Origin of the sequence: Streptomyces sp. HUAS MG91, from assembly GCF_040529335.1 — a bacterium.
Lineage (GTDB): Bacteria > Actinomycetota > Actinomycetes > Streptomycetales > Streptomycetaceae > Streptomyces > Streptomyces tabacisoli.
Map to the genome: position 1 here is coordinate 4632183 of NZ_CP159534.1, position 19044 is coordinate 4651226.

Here is a 19044-nt window from a genome sequence, read left to right on the forward strand (position 1 = left end):
TTGCAGTTAGCATGTCAGGGCAGGTTGATCGGCTCGCGTGACGCGAGCTGATCAAGGCTCGGACAAGGCGAAGGCAGGCAATGGGCGACTATGTGATCCGCGTGGCCGGTGACGGCGATGTGGACGGAGCCCGCGCCGTCATGCTGGACACCGTGTACCGCGACCTGAAGTCCGGTTACGTGCCGCGCTGGCACGCCGACATCATCGACCCGGCCGGCCACTACCTGCGCCCCGGGCGCCGCACCCTGCTGGTCGCCGAGCACGTGCCCAGCGGCGAGATCGTCGCCACGGGCGGGGTGCGGGACCGCGGCCCGGCCGCCCCGCCCAATCCGCAGTGGGTCGCCGACCGCTTCCCGTCCGGCTCCACCGCCCAGCTGTGCCGCATCTACGTACGCCCCGAGCACCGTCGGCACGGCCTCGCCCGCGCCCTCGTACGGGAGCTGACCGCCTTCGTCGCGGGCGCCGGCGGCTACGACGCGATCTACCTGCACACCGACCCGGCCGTGACCGGCGCCGAACCGTTCTGGCGGGCGCTCGCGAACGAGGTCTGCGACGAGCGCGAGCTGCCCGGCGGCGGACAGGGCATCGTCCACTTCGAACTGCCGCTGCCCGCCGCCGTGCCCGCACCCGTCCCCGTCGGCTGATGCGCCGCCGTGGCTTTCTGCTCGCGGCGGCCGGGCTCGGGTTCACCAGCGCCTGCGGGTCGTTCACCGGCACCGCGCGCGGCGGCCGGCTCGGCGTCGACCTCGCCTTCGCGCCCACCCAGCGGCTGTCCCCGTACGGCGACGACGGGCTGCTCCTGAGCCGGCTCGCGGTCGTCGACGGGCTCACCAGGATGGACGCCGACGGCGTGATCCACCCGGCGCTGGCCGCGCGGTGGACCCGTACCACCGCCACCACCTGGGAGTTCACCCTGCGCGCCGCGCGCTTCCAGGACGGCCGGGACGTCACCGCCGACGCCGTCGTGCGGTCCCTGACCCGGGCCGGACGGGCGAAGGTGACACCGCGCGTGCTGAGCGACGTGAAGCTGACCGCCGAGGCGGCGGGGGAGCGGACCGTGCGGATCACGACCGGGGACGCCGATCCGCTGCTGCCCGCGCGCCTCGCCAACCCCTCCCTCGCCGTCTTCTCGCCCGCCGCGTACGGCACGGACGGGAGCGTGGACCCGGTCGGGACCGCCACCGGCCCGTTCGCGCTGACGAAGGTGAACGGGGCGGTGTCCGCGACGCTCGACCGGTTCGACGGGCACTGGCGCGGCCGGGCCGCCGCGCGCGGCCTCGACGTCACGTTCGTCGCCGACAACAACGCCCGCGCCAACGCGCTGCGTTCGGGCCAGATCGAGGTCGCCGAGTTCGTGCCCGCCGCACAGGCCCTGGTGCTCGGCGACCGGGCCCGGCGCGTCGCCACCGTGCGCACCACGACCCTCTACCTCAACACCCGCAAGGGCCCGCTCGCCGACCCCGGGCTGCGCGCCGCCGTCCGCGCGGGCGTCGACGCCGGCGCGCTGGCGAGCAGCGTCTACGAGGGATACGCCCGGCGCGCCGACGGGCTCCTCGGCCCCGGGTTCGCCTGGGCCGACGGCAAGCGGCTGCCGGTCACCGGGCGGGCCGCCGCCACCGCGCCGCGCGGGCGCACGCTCACCCTCGCCACGTACACCAACCGGGCCGAGCTGCCCGAGGCCGCCGCCGCGCTCGCCCAGCAGCTGAAGCGGGCCGGGTTCGGGGTGCGGCTCGTCGTCAAGGACTACGCGCGTCTGGAGGCCGGGGCGCTGAGCGGCGACTACGACGCGTTCCTGATGTCCCGCTCCACCGCGCTCGACACCGGCGACCCGGTCTCGTACCTCGCCTCCGACTTCAGCAGCGGCGGCAGCTTCAACATCTCGCAGCTGCGCGACGCCCGTGTGGACGCCGCCGTGCGCGACGCGGCGGGCCGCGAGGGCGCGGCGCGGCGGCGTGCCGTGCTCGTCGCCGAGGCCGCCGTGCTGCGCACCGACGCCGTCGTGCCGATCGTCCACGAGGAGCACCTCCAGGGCGTCGGCGCCGGGGTGCGCGGAGTCGTCCTCGACCCCTACGAGCGGCAGTTCATCGGCCTGGAGACACGCGCGTGAACCTGACGAGTCTCAAGGTGGGCGCGGGCCGGGTGGCCGCCGCGGGCGGGCTGCTCGCGCTCACCGCGCTGCTGCCCTGGCTCACCCGTACCGACCCGGCGCTGACCGTGCTGCACGCGCGGTACGGGGACGCGCCCACGACACCGAAGCAGCTCGCCGAGGTGCGCGACCAGCTGGGCCTCGGCGACGGCCCGTTCACCTTCCTCGGGCAGTGGCTGCGCGGCCTCGCGCACGGCGACCTCGGCACGTCCTGGGTGACGGGCGCCGACGTCGGCGCGGACGTCGCCGCCGGGTTCTGGGTGTCCGTGTCGCTGATGGCGTACGCGATGGTGGTCGCCGTCCTCGTCGCGGCGGCGGTCTGTCTGCCCGCCCTGCGCCGCGGCCGGGCCGAGGCGCCGAACGGGGTGGTCGCCGGGGTGCTCGCGGCCCTCCCTGAGTTCCTGCTCGCCTCCGTCCTCGCGACGCTGTTCGCCGTCCGGCTCGGCTGGTTCCCGGCGCAGGGCTGGGCCTCGCCCGCCTCCGCCGTGCTGCCCGCCCTCGCCCTCGGCCTGCCCGCGGGCGCCGTCCTCGGGCGGCTCGGGCAGGACGCGCTGCCCACCGCGTTCGCCGAACCCTGGGTGCGCACGGCCCGCGCGAACGGCATGCCGCGCTCGCGCATCGCCGGGCACGCCGTGCGCCGCGCGCTGCCCGCCGTGCTGCCGCAGGCGGGGCTCACCGTGGTCGGCCTGACCGGGGCGGCGGCCGCCGTCGAGGCCGTGTTCGCCATTCCCGGGCTCGGCGGCACCGCCGTCGCCGCCGCGCTCGACCTCGATCTGCCGCTGCTCCAGGGCTGTCTGCTGGTGCTGCTCGCGCTCGGCGTGGTCGCTGCCGTCGCCGTCGAACTGCTGCGCCGACGGCTGCTCGGCCCCGCCCTCCGCGCGGGCGCGCTGCCCAGTGCCGCCCCGCCGCGCGCGGGACGCCGCTCCGCCGGGTACGCGGCGCTCGTCCTCGGCGCCGCCCTGCTCGCCGTGATCGCCTGGGGCCTGACCCGCGACCCGCTCCAGGTCGAGCTGACCGCCCGGCTCGCCCCGCCGTCGGGTGCCCACCCCTTCGGTACCGACGCGCTCGGCCGCGACGTCCTCGCCCGGCTCGGGCACGGCGCGCTGCGCACCCTGGCCACGGCCGCCGCCGTGTGCGCCGCCGCCTACGTCGTCGGCGTCGCGCTCGGCCTCACCCGCTGGGCCAAGGGCCCGGCCGAGGTCGCCAACGCGCTGCCCGCGATCCTCGCCGGGCTCCTGGTCACCGGCCTGTTCGGGGCGGGCCAGGCGGGCGCGGCCGTCGCCGTCGCCGCCGTCGGCTGGGCGCCGCTGGCCGCGCACACCACGGCCCTGGCCGAGACGGAACGGGCCTCCGGGCACGTCGAGGCCGCCCTCGCCCAGGGCGCCGGACGCGGGCACGTCCTGCGCCGCCACGTGCTGCCCGGCGTCCTCGGCCCCGTCACCCGCCACGCGGCCCTGCGCCTGGCCCCCACCACCCTCGCCCTGGCCTCCCTCAGCTTCCTCGGCCTCGGCACCCAGCCCCCCACCCCCGAGTGGGGCCGCCTCCTGATGGAGAACCTCCCGTACGCGGAGCGGGCCCCCTGGGCGGTCCTGGCCCCGGCGGCGGCACTGGCGTGCGTAGGCGCTGTCGTGGCGCTGACCTCGGGCGCCCCGAAGGGGCGCGGGGCTGTGTCCACGAGCGGCTCCGCCGCGGGGCGCGACCAGCCACGACGCGAGGGCACCCGCCGACGTGCGGAACCCCCCACGACGCACAGGCCATGAAGCCGGCCCGCACGACAAAGCTCCGCATCCGACAGCTCCCGCCCTACCTGCGGATGCTCACCGTCACCCAGCTCGCCTTCAACATCGGCTTCTACGCGGTCCTGCCCTACCTGGCCACCCACCTCACCGGCACGCTCGGCCTCGCCGGCTGGGCGGCCGGCCTGATCCTCGGCCTGCGCACCTTCAGCCAGCAGGGCCTCTTCGTCGTCGGCGGCGCCCTCACCGACCGCTACGGTCCGCGCCCGGTGGTCCTGACCGGCTGCGCCCTGCGTATCGCCGGATTCCTCTGGCTCGGGTTCGCCGACGGCACGGCCACCGTCGTCGCGGCCGTGCTCCTCGTCGGATTCGCCGCCGCGCTGTTCTCCCCGGCCGTCGAGTCGGAGACGGCCCGCGAGGCCGTCCGCCACGAGAGCGCCACCGGCATCCCGCGCACCCAGGTCCTCGGCGTCTTCTCGGCGGCCGGGCAGGCGGGCGCCTTCCTCGGGCCGCTGCTCGGCACGGCCCTGCTGTTCGCCGGGTTCCGGGCGGCCTGCCTCGCGGGCGCGCTGGTCTTCGTCGGCGTGTTCGCCGGGCACGCCCGCTTCATGCCGCGCCGCGAACGCGTGGCGGCCCGGAGCCTCACGGGCGGCGCCGCCGTCCTCGCCCGGCCGCGCTTCCTCGCCCTGTGCCTCGCGTACAGCGGCTACCTCATCGCGTACAACCAGCTCTACCTCGCGCTGCCCGCGGAGGCCGTCCGCACGACCGGCTCGCAGGACGCCGTCGGCCCGCTGTTCGCGCTGTCGTCGCTGCTCGTCGTGTTCGTCCAGCTGCCGGTGACCCGCTGGTCGGCGGGGCGGCTCGCGCCGCGCACCGCGCTCACGGCGGGCCTGCTCCTGGTGGCCGCCGGGTTCGCGACGGTGGCCGTCACCGCCGGGCGGCTGCCGGGCCCGGGGTACGCGCTGCTGCCACTCGGCGCCCTCGTCGTGCTGCTCACCTGCGGGCAGATGCTGCTGGTGCCGGCCGCGCGCGGGCTCGTCCCCGACCTCGTCGACGCCCGGCACCTGGGCCTGGCCACCGGCGCGCTGTCCTCCGTCGCCGGGCTCGCCGTGCTCGGCGGGAGCGCCGCGACGGGCGCCCTGCTCGACCTGCCCGCGCCCGCCCTGTGGTCCGTCCTCGCGGCCGTGCCGCTGGCCGCGGCGGGGCTCGCCCGATGGGTGACACCCGGCCGAAATACCGGACCGGCACGGTGTGTTGCCGCAGGATCGGGTACGCGTTCGCAGTCATACGAGAAGGAGTGAAGCCATGTCCGCCCAGCTCTCCGACGAGCTCAAGGCACTGCTCGACAGCAAGGTCTTCATCGGCGTCGCCACCATCCAGCCCGACGGGAGCCCGCAGGTCTCCCCGGTGTGGGTCAAGCGCGACGGCGACGACGTGCTGTTCTCCACGACCGTCGGCCGCCGCAAGGAGAAGAACCTGCGGCGCGACCCGCGCGTGACGGTCCTCGTGCAGCCCGCCGACAACCCGTACGCCTACGCCGAGATCCGCGGCACCGCCGACATCACCACCGAGGGCGGCCAGGAACTCATCGACGAGCTGTCGCTGAAGTACACCGGGAAGAAGTACGCGGAGTTCAACCCGTCGTCCGCGGACGACGCGGAGCGGGTCGTGGTGCGGGTCCGGGCCCGGAAGGTCGTCGGGCGGGTCTGAGGCCGGTGGGGGTTCGCCTCTTTTGGGGGACTGCGTCCCAGCACGCGGTTCCCCGCGCCCCTTACGGGGCACGGCACCCTCCGCGGCCTACTACCCTGGAGGCGTGACTATTCGCCTGTACGACACCAGCGCCCGGCAGATCCGTGACTTCATCCCGCTCACGCCGGGCTGCGTCTCGATCTACCTCTGTGGTGCGACCGTGCAGGCCGCCCCGCACATCGGGCACATCAGGTCGGGGCTCAACTTCGACATCATGCGCCGCTGGTTCGCGTACCGCGGGTACGACGTCACGTTCATCCGCAACGTGACGGACATCGACGACAAGATCATCAAGAAGTCGGCCGAGCAGAACCGGCCGTGGTGGTCGATCGGGTACGAGAACGAGCGGGCGTTCAACGACGCCTACGCCGCGCTCGGCTGCCTGCCGCCGACGTACGAGCCGCGCGCCACCGGTCACGTCCCCGAGATGATCGAGATGATGCGCGGGCTCATCGAGCGCGGGCACGCCTACGAGGCCGACGGGAACGTCTACTTCGACGTGCGCTCCTTCCCCGGCTACCTGGAGCTGTCCAACCAGGAGCTCGACGGGCTGCGCCAGCCGTCCGAGGAGGGCATCACCGGCAAGCGCGACCCGCGGGACTTCGCCATGTGGAAGGCGACGAAGCCGGGCGAGCCCAGCTGGGAGACGCCGTGGGGCCGCGGCCGTCCGGGCTGGCACCTGGAGTGCTCGGCGATGGCCCACAAGTACCTGGGCTCCTCCTTCGACATCCACGGCGGCGGCCTCGACCTCGTCTTCCCGCACCACGAGAACGAGATCGCGCAGGCCAAGGCGTACGGCGACGACTTCGCCCAGTACTGGGTGCACAACTACTGGGTCACCATGGCCGGCGAGAAGATGTCGAAGTCGCTGGGCAACAGCGTCCTCGTCTCCGAGATGGTCAAGCACTGGCGGCCCATCGTGCTCCGGTACTACCTGGGCACGCCGCACTACCGCTCGACCATCGAGTACAGCGAGGAGGCGCTGCGCGAGGCCGAGTCCGCGTTCGCGCGCATCGAGGGCTTCGTGCAGCGCGTCACCGAGCTGGCCGGCGGCACGGTCGCCCCGGCCGACGAGGTGCCGCCCGCGTTCGCGGAGGCGATGGACGACGACCTGGGCGTGCCGCAGGCGCTGGCCATCGTGCACACCGCCGTCCGGCAGGGGAACTCCGCGCTCGCCGCCGACGACAAGGAGACCGCCGTCGCCCGGCTCGCCGAGGTGCGCGCCATGCTCGGCGTCCTCGGCCTCGACCCGCTGGACGCCCAGTGGGCCGGTGAGCAGGGCCAGGGCGAGGACCTGCACGGTGTCGTCGACAGCCTCGTACGGCTCGTGCTCGACCAGCGCGAGGCCGCCCGGGCCCGCAAGGACTGGGCCACCGCCGACGCCATCCGCGACCAGCTCGGCCAGTCCGGGCTCGTCATCGAGGACAGCCCCAGCGGGCCCCGGTGGACGCTCGGACCGCGCTGACCGCATGCTGAATGTGCCGCCCGGAGCGTCGGGCGGCACACTGCATATACGTACAGACATTCGTTGACGTAAGAGAACAGGTAGGTCATGGCCGCCAACAACAACCGCCGCATGTCCGGCAAGAAGGGCGCGCAGGTCGGCAGTGGCGGCCAGCGACGCAAGGGTCTCGAGGGCAAGGGCCCGACCCCGCCCGCCGAGATGCGCAAGAAGCACAAGAAGAACCGCATCGCGACGGCCCAGGCCAAGCGTGCCCAGGGCCGCCCGCAGAGCCGCACCGGCGGTCCGCGCGGCAAGGCGACCTCCGAGATGGTCGTCGGCCGCAACCCGGTCGTCGAGGCGCTGCGCGAGGGCGTGCCCGCGAGCACGCTCTACGTCCAGCAGTTCATCGACAACGACGAGCGGGTCCGCGAGGCGCTCCAGCTCGCCGGTGAGCGCGGCGGCATCCACCTCATGGAGGCCCCGCGCCCCGAGCTGGACCGGATGACCAACGGGCTGAACCACCAGGGGCTCGTGCTCCAGGTGCCGCCCTACGAGTACGCGCACCCGGAGGACCTCGTCGCCGCCGCGTTCGACGACGGCGAGGACCCGCTGATCGTCGCCCTCGACGGGGTGACGGACCCGCGCAACCTGGGCGCCGTCGTGCGCTCCACCTCCGCGTTCGGCGGGCACGGGGTCGTCGTTCCCGAGCGGCGGGCCGCCGGGATGACCGCCGGGGCCTGGAAGACGTCCGCCGGTGCCGCCGCGCGCACGCCCGTGGCTCGCGCCACCAATCTGACCCGCACCCTCGAGCAGTACAAGAAGGCGGGCCTCGCCATCGTCGGGCTCGCCGCCGACGGGGACCACACCGTGGGTGACCTGGCCGCGCTCGAGGGGCCCGTCGTCATCGTCGTCGGCAGCGAGGGCAAGGGGCTCTCGCGGCTGGTCGGGGAGACCTGTGACTTCCGCGTGCGGATTCCCATGCCGGGTGGTGCGGAGTCGTTGAACGCCGGTGTCGCCGCCGGCGTCGTCCTGTACGAGGCGGCTCGGCGCCGGGGCTGATCCGGTCTCTTCGTCGGCTGACGGCCGGTGGGGGCTGGTCGCGCAGTTCCCCGCGCCCCTGAACGATCCGCGTCTGCCCCACGGGGGTTCGTCGCGGTCCGCGGGCCGGTGGCCGCTTCTCGCGCAGTTCCCCGCGCCCCTGAAGCGAGCTTCGCTCGCCCAGGGGCGCGGGGAACTGCGCGACCAGCCACCCACTCACTCGCAGTCGGCGACCGGGCCGGAATGACCTTGACGGGGCCCGGACATTTTGGCGCAGTCAAGGCAGTGTCCTAAACACACATCACTCGGTTAGATGAGTGTGGACACCAGAACGCCCCGCACACCCTCGGGGGACCGCTCGTCGGGATTCGACGACGCTCCCGCGCTGAGCATGGTGAAGGTTCCGTGCGACCCGGCGCAGGTCATCGTCAACCACGCAAGTTTCCGCGTGCAGCTCCCCACGGCGCAGAAGACTCAACTCCCGCGCATCGCCCGCCACTTGTCCGCCGTCGACGCGGCGACCGCGCGCATTCCCGTGATCACCGCCGCCGGTACGCCCGCGGCCCGGCGACGCCCGGTCGTCATGAGCGGCGGCGCCTTCGCCGCCGACGGCCTGCTCACCGGCGCGCGACGCCCCGGCGAGCCGGACGCGGGCGGTGCCACGCAGGTCATCCCGCGCATCGATGCCGACGACCTCTACGAGGGCGACCCGACCCAGGAAACACCCGTCGTCGAGCCCGGCACCCGGATCCTGCCCCAGATGCGGCAGTCCGGCAGCGCCTTCGAGGACTCCGGCGAGCTCGATCAAGTCCGTTACCGGGGCAGCGAGTTCGACGCCGGTGACGAAAGCGACAACGAGACCACCGCCGCCCGCCGCTACGGGCCCGTCCGGCACGCCTACTACCCCGGGCGCCGGATGAACCTCGGCGTGGTGCTGCTCCCGCTCCGCGTCTTCCTCGGCTTCATCTCCATCTACGCGGGCATGGGCAAGCTCTGCGACCCCGTCTACTTCGACGGCGGCGAACGCGGCTCCATGGTCAAGTGGCTCAACTCGCTGCACCCGTGGGAGCTCGCCGAGCCGCTGCGCGACTGGGCGCTCCAGCACCCCGTCGGCGCGGGACTCGCCATCGCCTTCTTCCAGGTCATCGTCGGCGTGCTGACGGTGCTCGGACTCTGGCAGCGGCTCGCCGCCGCCATCGGCGTGCTGCTCTCCGCCGCGATCCTGGTCACCGTCAGCTGGAAGACCGTCCCCGCCTACGACGCGCCGGACATCATCTATCTGGCCGCATGGTCGCCGCTGATCATCGCCGGCGCCCCGGTCTACTCCATCGACGGCCGCCTCGCCTCGCGCGCCTGGCGACGCCTCGGCCCGCGCTCCACGCTCGGCGAGCTGCGCCGCTACGTCCTGCGCCGCGGCGCCGTCGTCGCGACCGTCGTCATCGGCCTGACCCTGCTCATCGGTTCGCTGCTCGGCGGCGCCGTGCGCGACGCCGACCGGGTCACCGCCCCGGGCCCCGGCGACGCCCCGCACAACCAGCTGCCCGGCTCCCCGCTCCCCTCGGAGCCCGGCAGCACGAAGCGGCAGGAGCAGCGCTCGTCGAGCCCGTCGGCGTCCAACGCGCCGACGCAGGGCACCACGTCGAGCCCGTCCGGTGCGCCCGGCGCCGCCCGCGAGAGCGGCAGCGCCAGCGGGACGACCAGCACCCCGACGCAGGGCGCCACGGCGGGCCAGGCCCCGCCGCAGCAGACGACCCCGCAGCAGCCGCCGAGCAGCACCGGCGGCGCCCCCACCAGCGGAGGCGGGACGTCCAGCGGCGGCACGTCGGACGGCGGCTCGTCCTCCAGCGGCGGCGACGGCGGCGGTGGCGGTTCCGACTCCTCGGGCGGCAGCAAGCTCGTGGGCGGTCTGCTCGGCTGACCGTCTCTCCCGCCCGCTGTGCCGATGGGGCCCCGCACGACGATCGTGCGGGGCCCCATCGGCGTAGGGAAGGCGCTCAACGGCCCTGCGCGGCCAGCTCCTTCGCGGCCTCGGTGAGGTCCTTCGCCGTGTCGATCGCCCGCCAGTACGCGCCCTGCGGGATCGGGAAGCCCGCGAGCCGCTTGGCGCGGGCCAGGCGCGGGAACGTGGTGCGCTCGTGGTCGCCGGTGGCGGGCAGCAGCGAGGCGAACTCGGGGGAGAAGACGTAGACGCCCGCGTTGATCAGGTACGGGGACGGCGGGGCCTCGATGAAGTCGGTGATGTGACCGAACGCGTTGGTCTCGACGGCGCCCCACGGGATGCGCGGCCGGGCCAGCGCGAGGGTCGCCGTGGCCTCCCGCTCGTGGTGGAAGTCGGCCATCTCGCGCAGCGAGAATCGGGTCCAGATGTCGCCGTTCGTCGCGTACCAGGGGCGGTCGGGGTGGGGCAGGTGCGCGGCCGCGTACTTCAGGCCGCCGCCCCGGCCGAGCGGCTCCGTCTCGACGACCGTCGTGACCCGCAGCGGAAGGTCGGCCTGGTCCAGCCACTCCTGGAGGACCTCGGCGAGATGGCCGCACGAGACGACGGCGTCCGTGACGCCCTCCTCGGCGAGCCAGGACAGCTGGTGCCCGATGATCGGCGTGCCCGTGCCCGGGATCTCCACCATCGGCTTGGGGCGGTCGTCGGTGTACGGGCGCAGCCGCGAGCCCTGGCCGCCCGCCAGGACGACGGCCTGCGTGGGCCGGTGCGGATACGAGTGCGGGCCGTGCGCGGCGGGTTCAGCGGTCGTCATGACCGGAACCCTACGTGCGCACGGCCCGTGGAGGGGCGGGGGACGTGACGGCGGGCGGCCGTCCGTCAGGCCCGGAAGCCGGCCACCCCGGAGGCGAAGGAGGTGTCGCAGACCGGACGGGCGTACGACTGGGCGCGCGCCGGGCCGTAGGCCTGCACGGCGGCACGGCCCAGCGACTTCGCGATCGACATGCAGTACTTCGCCAGCGAGGGCCGCTGGTCGATCTCCTGCTGGAGGTGGGTGAGCGCCGTGCCCGGGTCCTTCTCCTGCAGCTCGACCAGAAGACGGTCGCGCAGGACGTCCTGGGGGGCGCGCGACTTGGCGCGCGCTGACACGTCCTGTGAGGAAGCTGTGAGGACGGAGTCCGAAGAGCCTCCCGACCAGTTGACTCGGGTGACCGCGAGGGTTCCGGAGAGCACCAGCATCACCGGCAGGACGAACGCGAGCGTGCGGGCGGCGCGGCGGGCGGGGCCCCGGCCCCGGGCGCGGCGCGGCTTCTGGGTGTAGGTAGCAGAGTGCGTCACGCGAGTGAGCGTAGCGGTAGGTGATGATTTGGCGACATTTAGTCACTCGACCGAGCGACACGCAACTTGGTTTTGGTGATGAGGTGTTGACGCGCAGTGGTGAAATGTCCGAGTTGCCGGGGTATTTGTCGACAACGTGACCGAACGCGCGGAAGGGCCCCGCACCGAAGTGCGGGGCCCTTCCGTGGACTTCTGCGGCTTCTGCGGCTTCCGCGGCTTCTGCCGGAAGAACCGGGTCAGTCGGTGAGGCGCTCGCCCGTGGAGGTCGAGAACACGTGGGTCTCGCCCGGACGGGGCACGACGTGCAGCTGGGCGCCCTTCTCGGGCACCTGGCGGCCGTTGACCCGGACGACGAGGTCCTTGGTCTCGCCACCGACCTGGGCGGTGCCGTAGACGTAGCCGTCGGCGCCGAGCTCCTCGACGACGTTGACCGAGACGGCGAGGCCGGCCGGGGCGTCGCTGGCGTCCTTGGTGAGGGTCTTCGCGGCCTCGCCGCCGTGCTCGACGATGTCGAAGTGCTCGGGGCGGACACCGACGGTGACCGTGGTGTCACCCTTGTCCGAAGCGGCCTTGAGGGCGTCGCGGTTGACCGGGACGACCGAGTTGCCGAACTTCACGCCGCCGTCGGTGATCGGGACCTCGACCAGGTTCATGGCCGGGGAGCCGATGAAGCCGGCGACGAAGAGGTTGGCCGGGCGGTCGTACATGTTGCGCGGCGAGTCGACCTGCTGGAGCAGACCGTCCTTGAGGACCGCGACGCGGTCGCCCATCGTCATGGCCTCGACCTGGTCGTGGGTGACGTAGACGGTCGTGATGCCGAGGCGGCGCTGGAGCGACGCGATCTGCGTACGGGTCGACACGCGGAGCTTGGCGTCGAGGTTCGACAGCGGCTCGTCCATGAGGAAGACCTGCGGCTCACGCACGATGGCGCGGCCCATCGCGACACGCTGGCGCTGACCACCGGAGAGGGCCTTCGGCTTGCGGTCCAGGTACTCGGTGAGGTCGAGGATCTTCGCGGCCTCCTCGACCTTCTGCCGGATCTCCGCCTTGTTCACGCCGGCGATCTTCAGGGCGAAGCCCATGTTGTCGGCGACGGTCATGTGCGGGTACAGGGCGTAGTTCTGGAACACCATGGCGATGTCCCGGTCCTTCGGCGGCAGGTGCGTGACGTCGCGGTCACCGATGCGGATCGCTCCGCCGTTGACGTCCTCGAGACCCGCGAGCATGCGCAGGGAGGTCGACTTTCCGCAGCCGGAGGGACCGACGAGGACGAGGAACTCGCCGTCCTCGATCTCGATCTCCAGGCCGTCGACCGCGGGCTTGGTGGAACCCGGGTAGACGCGGGTCGCCTTGTCGAACGTGACAGAAGCCATGGCTGTGAAGCCCCCTTCACCGGCAGGAACGTGCCGGACGATCCGTTGTAAAGAAGGTGATCCCCGCCGGGCGATCCCGGAGAGGTGTAGTCCACACGGGTGAACTGATCGGACCGTACCTGGCGCATGCCGGATCTGTCAGTAGTCCGGCGGCTGTGAGATTCGTCGAAATTTTCGACGGAGAGGGCTCCGGCTTTGGTTACACTGCTCGGGCTGCCTCCTTAGCTCAGCTGGTCAGAGCGCCGCTCTTGTAAAGCGAAGGTCGTCGGTTCGAATCCGACAGGGGGCTCGGTACTGACCGGTGGAGACGGGTCACGGCTGTCGGCCGTGGCCCGTCTTCCCGTTCCGGAGGACGGCTCTCCCGGGTCAGTGGCGGCCCGCGACCCGGTCCGCGATCTTCGCCAGGCGCGAGGAGTCCCCGGTGTTCGTGGTCAGCTCCCGGCGGTCGGCCGCGTAGTACGTGGCGTACATGCCGTGCACGCCCAGCCAGCGGAAGGGCTCCGGCTCCCACTTGCGGACCTTGTGGTTGACCCAGGGCAGCGTGGTCAGCTCGGTCGGGCCCGCCTGGCCGGAGTCCTGCTGGACCAGGTCGCGCAGGGTGCGGGCCGCCAGGTTCGCGGTGGCGACGCCCGAGCCGACGTAGCCGCCGGCCCAGCCCAGGCCCGTGGAGCGGTCCAGGGTGACCGTGGCGCACCAGTCGCGCGGGACGCCGAGGACGCCGGACCAGGCGTGGTCGACGCGGACCCCGGCGAGCTGCGGGAAGAAGCGGTGCAGGATCGCGGTCAGGGCCTCGATCGTCTGCGGCTGGGTACGGCCGTCGTTGTCCGTCTTCGAGCCGTAGCGGTACGGGTAGCCGCGGCCGCCGAGCGCGATCCGGTCGTCGGCGGTGCGCTGCGCGTACATGTACGCGTGCGCCATGTCGCCGAGCGTCTCGCGGCCCGCCCAGCCGATCGACTCCCACTGCTCCGCGGAGAGCGGTTCGGTGGCGATCATCGAGGAGTTCATGGGGAGCCAGGTGCGGCGCTGGCCCTTGAGCGAGGCCGTGAAGCCCTCCGTGCAGCGCAGGACGTACGGGGCGCGGACCGTGCCGTAGGGCGTGATGGCGTGCTTCGGCTTGATCTCGGTGACCGGCGTCGACTCGTGGATGGTGACGCCGAGCGCCTCGACGGCCCGCGCCAGGCCCTTGACCAGCTTCACCGGGTGCAGCCGCGCGCCGTGCGGGGTCCAGGTGGAGCCGACCGCGCCCGCGACCCGGATCCGCTCCGCCGTCTCGCGGGCGCCGTGCAGCGTGCGGTCCTTCTCGCCGTACGTCAGTTCGGCCTCGTGGAACGCCTTCAGGCGGGCCAACTGCGCCGGGGTGTAGGCGACTTCGAGGACGCCGCCGTGGTGGATGTCCGCGTCGATCGACTCGGCGCGGGCCGTGTCGACGACCTCGGTGACCGTCTCGTTCATCGCCTGCTGGAGCCGGACCGCCGCCTCGTGGCCGTGCAGCCTGGCGTACCGGTCGCGGCCCGCGATGCCGTTGTAGAGCCAGCCGCCGTTGCGCCCGGAGGCGCCGTAGCCGCAGAACTTCTGCTCCAGGACCGTGATGCGCAGGAAGGGCGCGGCCTTCTTCAGGTAGTACGCCGTCCACAGGCCCGTGTAGCCGCCGCCGACGATCACGACATCGGCGCTCGCGTCGCCGGCCAGGGGCTCGCGGCCGTCGGGGATGCCGTCGTCCGCGTACCAGAACGATATGCCGCCGTTGGCTGTGTGCCCGCCGTTCCCGCTGTTCACGCTGCTCATGCGGCGGGACGCTATCGCACGCGGGTGACGGCTGCCCAGGTCCGGCGCACCGCGGCCGGCGGGCTCCACTCGGCGCCGGGGCGGCCGCGGGTGAGCGGGAAGCAGGCCAGGCCGATCAGGACCGAGGCGAAGTGGCCCAGGTCGGTGAAGGTGCGGCCGGTGACCAGCGGGGCGCCGTAGACGACGAGGACCCCGGCCGCGTACCCGTACCGCCACGGTCGCGCGAAGCGGTACGTGAGGACGGCGACGACGCCCGCGAGCGCGTAACTCACGCCCACGTCAAGGGTGTCGACCATCGATACGGGGGCGTGGCCGTGCCGGATCGCCCACAGCAGGGCGCCCTCGCTGAGGTAGGTGGCGCCGATGTGCGCGGCGCCGAGGACGAGCAGCCAGCGGCCGGTGCCCAGCCAGCGCTCGGCGGGCGCGTGGAAGAGCGTGTAGAGCACCGCGTACGGGAGCCAGCTGCCGCCGTCGATCCACAGCGCGCTCTGCACGAGGACACGGAAGGGGTGGGTGGACAGGGCGTGGATGTTGGTGGAGCGGTCGCCGAGGAACGCGTCGAGGGTGTCCGGGGCCATGTGGCGCATGACGATCGTGGTGACCAGCAGGATCGTCAGCCAGACATAGGTGCCGGGGGCGCTGCGGAGCCAACTCCGCACGGCGTCCCGGGCGGTGCCGAGAAAACGGTGCATGGTCGATTCAGGCACGTCGGTAAGGTCGGGCGGGTGATCGACATTCCGGACGGGCTGGTGCAGTCGCAGTTTACCTACGCGGGGGAGGCCGGGCGGGCGTTCATCGCGGCGCTGCCCGGGCGGGTGGAGGAGATCGTCGAACGGTGGGGACTGCGGGTGGACGGGCCCGCGATGCACGGCATGGCGGCGCTGGTGCTGCCGGTGGTGCGGCGCGCCGACGGGCTGCCCGCCGCGGTGAAGTTCCAGGTCCTCGACGAGGAGACGGAGGGCGAGCCGGTCGCGCTGCGCGTCTGGGGCGGGGACGGCGCCGTCCGGCTGCTCGACCACGACCCGGGCACCGGCACGATGCTGCTCGAACGGCTCGACGCCGGGCGGATGCTGAGCGTCGTGGAGGACTCGCGGGAGGCGGTCGCCGTCATCGCCGGGCTGCTGGCGCGGCTCACGGCCGGGCCCGCGCCGGACGGGATGCGGCGGCTGGCGGACATCGCGGCGCAGATGCTCGCCGAGGTGCCGGGGGCGCTGTCGCGGATCGGGGACCCTTGGCAGCGGGGGATCGTGGCGGACTGCGCCGCGGCGCTGCGGGAGGTCGCGGCCGACGGTGCCGGGGACCGGCTGCTCCACTGGGACCTGCACTTCGAGAACGTGCTGGCGACCGTCGACGGGCGTGCGCCCTGGGTCGCCATCGACCCGAAGCCGCTCGCCGGTGATCCCGGGTTCGATCTGTGGCCCGCGCTGAACAACCGGTTCGACAGCGATGAGGTCGTGTGGCGGTTCGAGGCGATGACGGGGGTGCTGGGGCTGGACCGGGAGCGGGCTCGGGGGTGGACGTTGGGGCGGGTGGTGCAGAACGCGTTGTGGGATGTCGAGGACCAGCGGGCGCTTGCCGCTGATGACCTGGAGATCGCGCGGAGGCTGCTGGGGAGGTGACCCGGGGGCGTGTACCGGTTCTCCGGCTGACGGCCGGTGGCCTCTTCTCGCGCCACCGGAGCCGCGGACGAGCGGCGTAATCTGCGCGGATGATTCGTACAGCCACGCCCCACGACATCCCTGTCATTCACGCGATGATCCGCGAACTCGCCGAGTACGAGAAGGTGCCCGGCGAGGCGCGGGCCAGTGAGGAGCAGTTGCGGGAAGCCCTGTTCGGGGAGCGGCCCGCGGCCTTCGCGCACATCGCCGAGAACACCGAGGGCGCGCCCGTCGGATTCGCGCTGTGGTTCCTGAACTTCTCCACCTGGCGCGGCGTCCACGGCATCTACCTGGAGGACCTGTACGTCCGCCCGGAGGCCCGCGGCGGCGGCCACGGAAAGGCGCTGCTCACCGAACTCGCGCGGATCTGCGTCCAGCGGGGCTACGAGCGTCTGGAGTGGTCGGTGCTGAACTGGAACCAGCCCTCGATCGACTTCTACCGGGCACTCGGGGCCCGGCCGCAGGACGAGTGGACGGTCTACCGGCTGACCGACGGGGCGCTGGCCGCGCTCGGCGGCTGAGCCTCACGGTTCCAGGACCACCTTGCCCGTCGTACCCCTGGATTCGAGAGCCCGGTGGGCCGCGGCGGCCTCGGCCAGCGGGAAGCGGCTGACGGCCGGGTCCAGGACGCCGCGGGACGCCAGGTCGAGGGCGGCGAGTTCCAGGGCGCGCATCGGGTTCGCGCCGCCGGCCCGCCGCAGCATCTCGGGGCCGAGCGTCGGCACCTGGGTGATGCCGCGCCGGGCCGCCTCCGCCTCGTCGAGCAGGAGCGGGCCCGCTCCGTCGCCCATGCCCTGGGCGGACCAGCCGAAGATCAGGTGCTGCCCGCCGGGGCCGAGCAGGCCGAGCGCGGCGGCCGTGGCGGCGCCGCCGACCCCGTCGAAGAGGACCGTGACCCGCCGCTCGCCCAGGAACTCCCGTACGCGGGCGGGCCAGTCGGGGTCGGTGTAGTCGAGGGCGAGGTCGGCGCCGTTGGCCTCGACCCGGCCCGTCTTGGCGGGGCCGCCGGCCAGCCCGACGACGGTGCCGCCCGCGTGCTTCACGTACTGCACGAGCAGCGTGCCGACGCCGCCCGCCGCCGCGGGGATCAGGGCGACGGTGTCCGGGGTGACGGTGGTGAAACCGAGGATGCCCAGGGCGGTGCGGCCGGTGCCGATCAGGGCCACCGCCCGCGCCGCGTCGAGCGCGGCCGGGATCTCGTGCAGGCGGGCCGCGTCGGTGACGGCGAGTTCGGCGTAGCCGCCGGGGACGAGCCCCAGGTGGGCGACGACCCGCTTGCCGAGCCAGGCGGGGTCGGTGTCCGCGCCGAGCGACTCGACGGTGCCGGCGACCTCGCGGCCCGGGATCGTGGGCAGTGCCGGAAGCTCGGGGGCCGGGCCCCGGACGCCCTGTCGGAGGGCGGCGTCGAGCAGGTGCACGCCGGCCGCCTCGACCGCGATGCGGACCTGGCCGGGGCCCGGCTCGGGGTCCTCGGTCTTCTCGTACGTGAGGTGCTCGGCGGGGCCGAAGGCGTGCAGACGTATGGCGTGCATGGGCGCTCCCGTGGATCGACGGCCGAGTTCTGCGGTGCCGGGTGGCCAGTCTTCGACCTCAAGTTCTGTTGAGGTCAAGGCGATGTCAGTGGGGGAGTGCAGCATGGGGGCATGGCGACGGAACGGCGTGGTGCGGCGGCGAAGGTGAAGAGGGCGCGGCGGCCGGAGGTGCGGCTGCCTCCGCTCGTGCCCTGGCAGGGCGCGGGCCTGGAGCCGGACGGGGACTACGACGGGGTGGAGTTCCGGGACATGGACTTCACCGGGCAGGAGGGGATCGGGGCGCGGTTCATGGACTGCGCGGTGGAGGGGTGCGCGTTCGACGAGGCGGGGCTCGCGCGGGCCCGGATCATCGACTCGACGCTGACCGGGATCAGAGGCGTCGGCACCGATCTGGCGGGGGCGACGCTGCGGGACGTCGAGGTGGTCGACGCGCGGCTCGGCGGTGTGCAGCTGCACGGGTCGGTGCTTGAGCGGGTGGTGATCCGCGGCGGCAAGATCGACTGTCTGAACCTGCGCACGGCGCGGCTGAAGGACGTCGTCTTCGACGGATGCGTGCTGGTCGAGCCGGACTTCGGGGGAGCGCGCCTGGAGCGGGTGGAGTTCACCGGGTGCGTGCTGAAGGAGGCGGACCTGACGGGCGTGACGCTGGTCGACGTCGACCTGCGGGAGGCCGCCGAGCTGGGCATCGCGCGCGGGGTCGACCGGCTGGGCGGGGCCGTGATCTCGCACGGGCAGCTGTTCGACCTGGCGGGGGCGTTCGCGGCGCAGGTGGGGGTGCGCGTGATCTGAGGCCGCTACGGCAGGCGCGGGAAGCGGGCCTGGAGGTCCCAGATCGCCGGGTTGTCGGCCAGGTCCTCGTGCATGTCGGTGAGGTCGGCGATCAGGTCGTGCAGGAAGTCCCGGGCCTCGCGGCGCAGCGCGGAGTGGGAGAAGGTCAGCGGGGGCTCGTGGCCCGGCATCCAGTCGGCCTCGATGTCGACCCAGCCGAAGCGGCGCTCGAAGAGCATGCGGTCGGTGGACTCGGTGAAGTCCAGCTCCGCGTACTGCGGGGTCGCCGAGCGGCTGCCGCGCGGGTCCTTGTCGAGCTGCTCGACGATGTCGCACAGCGCCCAGGCGAAGTCCAGGACCGGCACCCATCCCCAGGCTGTGGACAGTTCCCGGTCGGCCTTGGTGTCGGCCAGGTACACGTCGCCGCAGAACAGGTCGTGGCGCAGCGCGTGGACGTCCGCGCGGCGGTAGTCCGTCTGCGGGGGGTCCGGGAAGCGGCGGGAGAGGGCGTAGCCGATGTCGAGCACGGGTCGATGGTGTC

18 protein-coding genes and 1 tRNA gene are annotated in these 19044 nt (G+C 73.4%); 12 read left to right on the forward strand and 7 right to left on the reverse strand.

Annotation, left to right across the window (positions count from 1 at the left end; genetic code table 11):
- The first annotated feature begins 80 nt into the window (after positions 1-80).
- From ABII15_RS21100 to ABII15_RS21135, 8 genes are all read left to right on the forward strand, one after another.
- Positions 81-644, forward strand: coding sequence for a GNAT family N-acetyltransferase (locus tag ABII15_RS21100; protein WP_353943875.1), 564 nt, complete (start codon positions 81-83; stop codon positions 642-644).
- Positions 644-2107, forward strand: coding sequence for an ABC transporter substrate-binding protein (locus tag ABII15_RS21105; RefSeq protein WP_353943876.1), 1464 nt, complete (start codon positions 644-646; stop codon positions 2105-2107). The genes ABII15_RS21100 and ABII15_RS21105 overlap by 1 nt, the downstream gene beginning before the upstream one ends.
- The gene (locus tag ABII15_RS21110) at positions 2104-3906 is read left to right on the forward strand and encodes an ABC transporter permease subunit (RefSeq protein WP_353943877.1); all 1803 of its coding nucleotides are present in this window, start codon (positions 2104-2106) and stop codon (positions 3904-3906) included. The genes ABII15_RS21105 and ABII15_RS21110 overlap by 4 nt, the downstream gene beginning before the upstream one ends.
- A complete protein-coding gene (locus ABII15_RS21115) occupies positions 3903-5183 on the forward strand; it encodes an MFS transporter (RefSeq protein ID WP_353943878.1) in 1281 nt (426 codons plus the stop codon). Before ABII15_RS21110 ends, ABII15_RS21115 begins: the two co-directional genes overlap by 4 nt.
- A 4-nt stretch (positions 5184-5187) precedes the next feature.
- Positions 5188-5592: a PPOX class F420-dependent oxidoreductase gene (locus ABII15_RS21120; protein WP_353943879.1), complete on the forward strand. Its 405-nt coding sequence runs from the start codon at positions 5188-5190 to the stop codon at positions 5590-5592.
- Between the two features lie 103 nt (positions 5593-5695).
- A complete protein-coding gene (gene cysS / locus ABII15_RS21125) occupies positions 5696-7096 on the forward strand; it encodes a cysteine--tRNA ligase (RefSeq protein ID WP_353943880.1) in 1401 nt (466 codons plus the stop codon).
- Between the two features lie 87 nt (positions 7097-7183).
- A complete protein-coding gene (gene rlmB / locus ABII15_RS21130) occupies positions 7184-8134 on the forward strand; it encodes a 23S rRNA (guanosine(2251)-2'-O)-methyltransferase RlmB (protein WP_353943881.1) in 951 nt (316 codons plus the stop codon).
- A 292-nt stretch (positions 8135-8426) separates the two neighbouring features.
- The gene (locus tag ABII15_RS21135; protein ID WP_353943882.1) at positions 8427-10031 is read left to right on the forward strand and encodes a DoxX family protein; all 1605 of its coding nucleotides are present in this window, start codon (positions 8427-8429) and stop codon (positions 10029-10031) included.
- A gap of 76 nt (positions 10032-10107) precedes the next feature.
- Here the strand turns inward: ABII15_RS21135 and ABII15_RS21140 are convergent, their stop codons facing one another.
- The 3 genes from ABII15_RS21140 to ugpC all read right to left on the reverse strand — a co-directional run bounded on the left by ABII15_RS21140 (position 10108) and on the right by ugpC (position 12760).
- Positions 10108-10863 carry a nucleotidyltransferase family protein gene (locus tag ABII15_RS21140; protein ID WP_353943883.1) on the reverse strand — a complete coding sequence of 252 codons (756 nt, stop codon included), beginning with the start codon at positions 10861-10863 and terminating at the stop codon, positions 10108-10110.
- Positions 10864-10928: 65 nt separating this feature from the next.
- Positions 10929-11387 (reverse strand): hypothetical protein, encoded by a 459-nt coding sequence (locus ABII15_RS21145; protein WP_353943884.1) that lies wholly within the window; start codon positions 11385-11387, stop codon positions 10929-10931.
- A 236-nt stretch (positions 11388-11623) separates the two neighbouring features.
- Complete coding sequence (ugpC, locus tag ABII15_RS21150) at positions 11624-12760, reverse strand: sn-glycerol-3-phosphate ABC transporter ATP-binding protein UgpC (RefSeq protein WP_353943885.1); 1137 nt, start codon at positions 12758-12760, stop codon at positions 11624-11626.
- Positions 12761-12975: 215 nt separating this feature from the next.
- On the opposite strand from ugpC, the gene ABII15_RS21155 reads away from it, so the two are divergent.
- A tRNA-Thr gene (locus ABII15_RS21155) sits at positions 12976-13049 on the forward strand.
- A gap of 77 nt (positions 13050-13126) precedes the next feature.
- Here the strand turns inward: ABII15_RS21155 and ABII15_RS21160 are convergent.
- A complete protein-coding gene (locus tag ABII15_RS21160; protein WP_353943886.1) occupies positions 13127-14545 on the reverse strand; it encodes an FAD-dependent oxidoreductase in 1419 nt (472 codons plus the stop codon).
- Between the two features lie 11 nt (positions 14546-14556).
- Positions 14557-15237 (reverse strand): rhomboid-like protein, encoded by a 681-nt coding sequence (locus ABII15_RS21165; protein ID WP_353947135.1) that lies wholly within the window; start codon positions 15235-15237, stop codon positions 14557-14559.
- Positions 15238-15270: 33 nt separating this feature from the next.
- Here ABII15_RS21165 and ABII15_RS21170 point away from each other — a divergent pair, with 33 nt between their 5' ends.
- Positions 15271-16164, forward strand: coding sequence for an aminoglycoside phosphotransferase family protein (locus ABII15_RS21170; RefSeq protein WP_353943887.1), 894 nt, complete (start codon positions 15271-15273; stop codon positions 16162-16164).
- An 89-nt stretch (positions 16165-16253) separates the two neighbouring features.
- Entirely contained in the window at positions 16254-16724 is a 471-nt protein-coding gene (locus tag ABII15_RS21175) for a GNAT family N-acetyltransferase (protein ID WP_353943888.1), read from the forward strand.
- A 3-nt stretch (positions 16725-16727) separates the two neighbouring features.
- On the opposite strand, the gene ABII15_RS21180 is transcribed toward ABII15_RS21175, so the two are convergent.
- Positions 16728-17735 (reverse strand): zinc-binding dehydrogenase, encoded by a 1008-nt coding sequence (locus ABII15_RS21180; protein WP_353943889.1) that lies wholly within the window; start codon positions 17733-17735, stop codon positions 16728-16730.
- Between the two features lie 111 nt (positions 17736-17846).
- Between ABII15_RS21180 and ABII15_RS21185 the strand changes: the two genes are divergently transcribed.
- Complete coding sequence (locus ABII15_RS21185) at positions 17847-18524, forward strand: pentapeptide repeat-containing protein (protein WP_353943890.1); 678 nt, start codon at positions 17847-17849, stop codon at positions 18522-18524.
- A 5-nt stretch (positions 18525-18529) separates the two neighbouring features.
- Here the strand turns inward: ABII15_RS21185 and ABII15_RS21190 are convergent, their stop codons facing one another.
- Entirely contained in the window at positions 18530-19030 is a 501-nt protein-coding gene (locus ABII15_RS21190; protein ID WP_353943891.1) for a hypothetical protein, read from the reverse strand.
- Positions 19031-19044: the final 14 nt, after the last annotated feature.

Bases quoted from the DNA above. Each gene is read 5' to 3' on its own strand.
- ABII15_RS21100 (WP_353943875.1), top strand. From the start codon at position 81: ATGGGCGACTATGTGATCCGCGTGGCCGGTGACGGCGATGTGGACGGA.
- ABII15_RS21175 (WP_353943888.1), top strand. From the start codon at position 16,254: ATGATTCGTACAGCCACGCCCCACGACATCCCTGTCATTCACGCGATG.
- ABII15_RS21115 (WP_353943878.1), top strand. From the start codon at position 3,903: ATGAAGCCGGCCCGCACGACAAAGCTCCGCATCCGACAGCTCCCGCCC.
- ABII15_RS21160 (WP_353943886.1), bottom strand. From the start codon at position 14,545: ATGAGCAGCGTGAACAGCGGGAACGGCGGGCACACAGCCAACGGCGGC.
- ABII15_RS21105 (WP_353943876.1), top strand. From the start codon at position 644: ATGCGCCGCCGTGGCTTTCTGCTCGCGGCGGCCGGGCTCGGGTTCACC.
- rlmB (WP_353943881.1), top strand. From the start codon at position 7,184: ATGGCCGCCAACAACAACCGCCGCATGTCCGGCAAGAAGGGCGCGCAG.
- ABII15_RS21135 (WP_353943882.1), top strand. From the start codon at position 8,427: ATGAGTGTGGACACCAGAACGCCCCGCACACCCTCGGGGGACCGCTCG.
- ABII15_RS21140 (WP_353943883.1), bottom strand. From the start codon at position 10,863: ATGACGACCGCTGAACCCGCCGCGCACGGCCCGCACTCGTATCCGCAC.
- ABII15_RS21180 (WP_353943889.1), bottom strand. From the start codon at position 17,735: ATGCACGCCATACGTCTGCACGCCTTCGGCCCCGCCGAGCACCTCACG.
- ABII15_RS21165 (WP_353947135.1), bottom strand. From the start codon at position 15,237: ATGCACCGTTTTCTCGGCACCGCCCGGGACGCCGTGCGGAGTTGGCTC.
- ABII15_RS21120 (WP_353943879.1), top strand. From the start codon at position 5,188: ATGTCCGCCCAGCTCTCCGACGAGCTCAAGGCACTGCTCGACAGCAAG.
- ABII15_RS21185 (WP_353943890.1), top strand. From the start codon at position 17,847: ATGGCGACGGAACGGCGTGGTGCGGCGGCGAAGGTGAAGAGGGCGCGG.
- ugpC (WP_353943885.1), bottom strand. From the start codon at position 12,760: ATGGCTTCTGTCACGTTCGACAAGGCGACCCGCGTCTACCCGGGTTCC.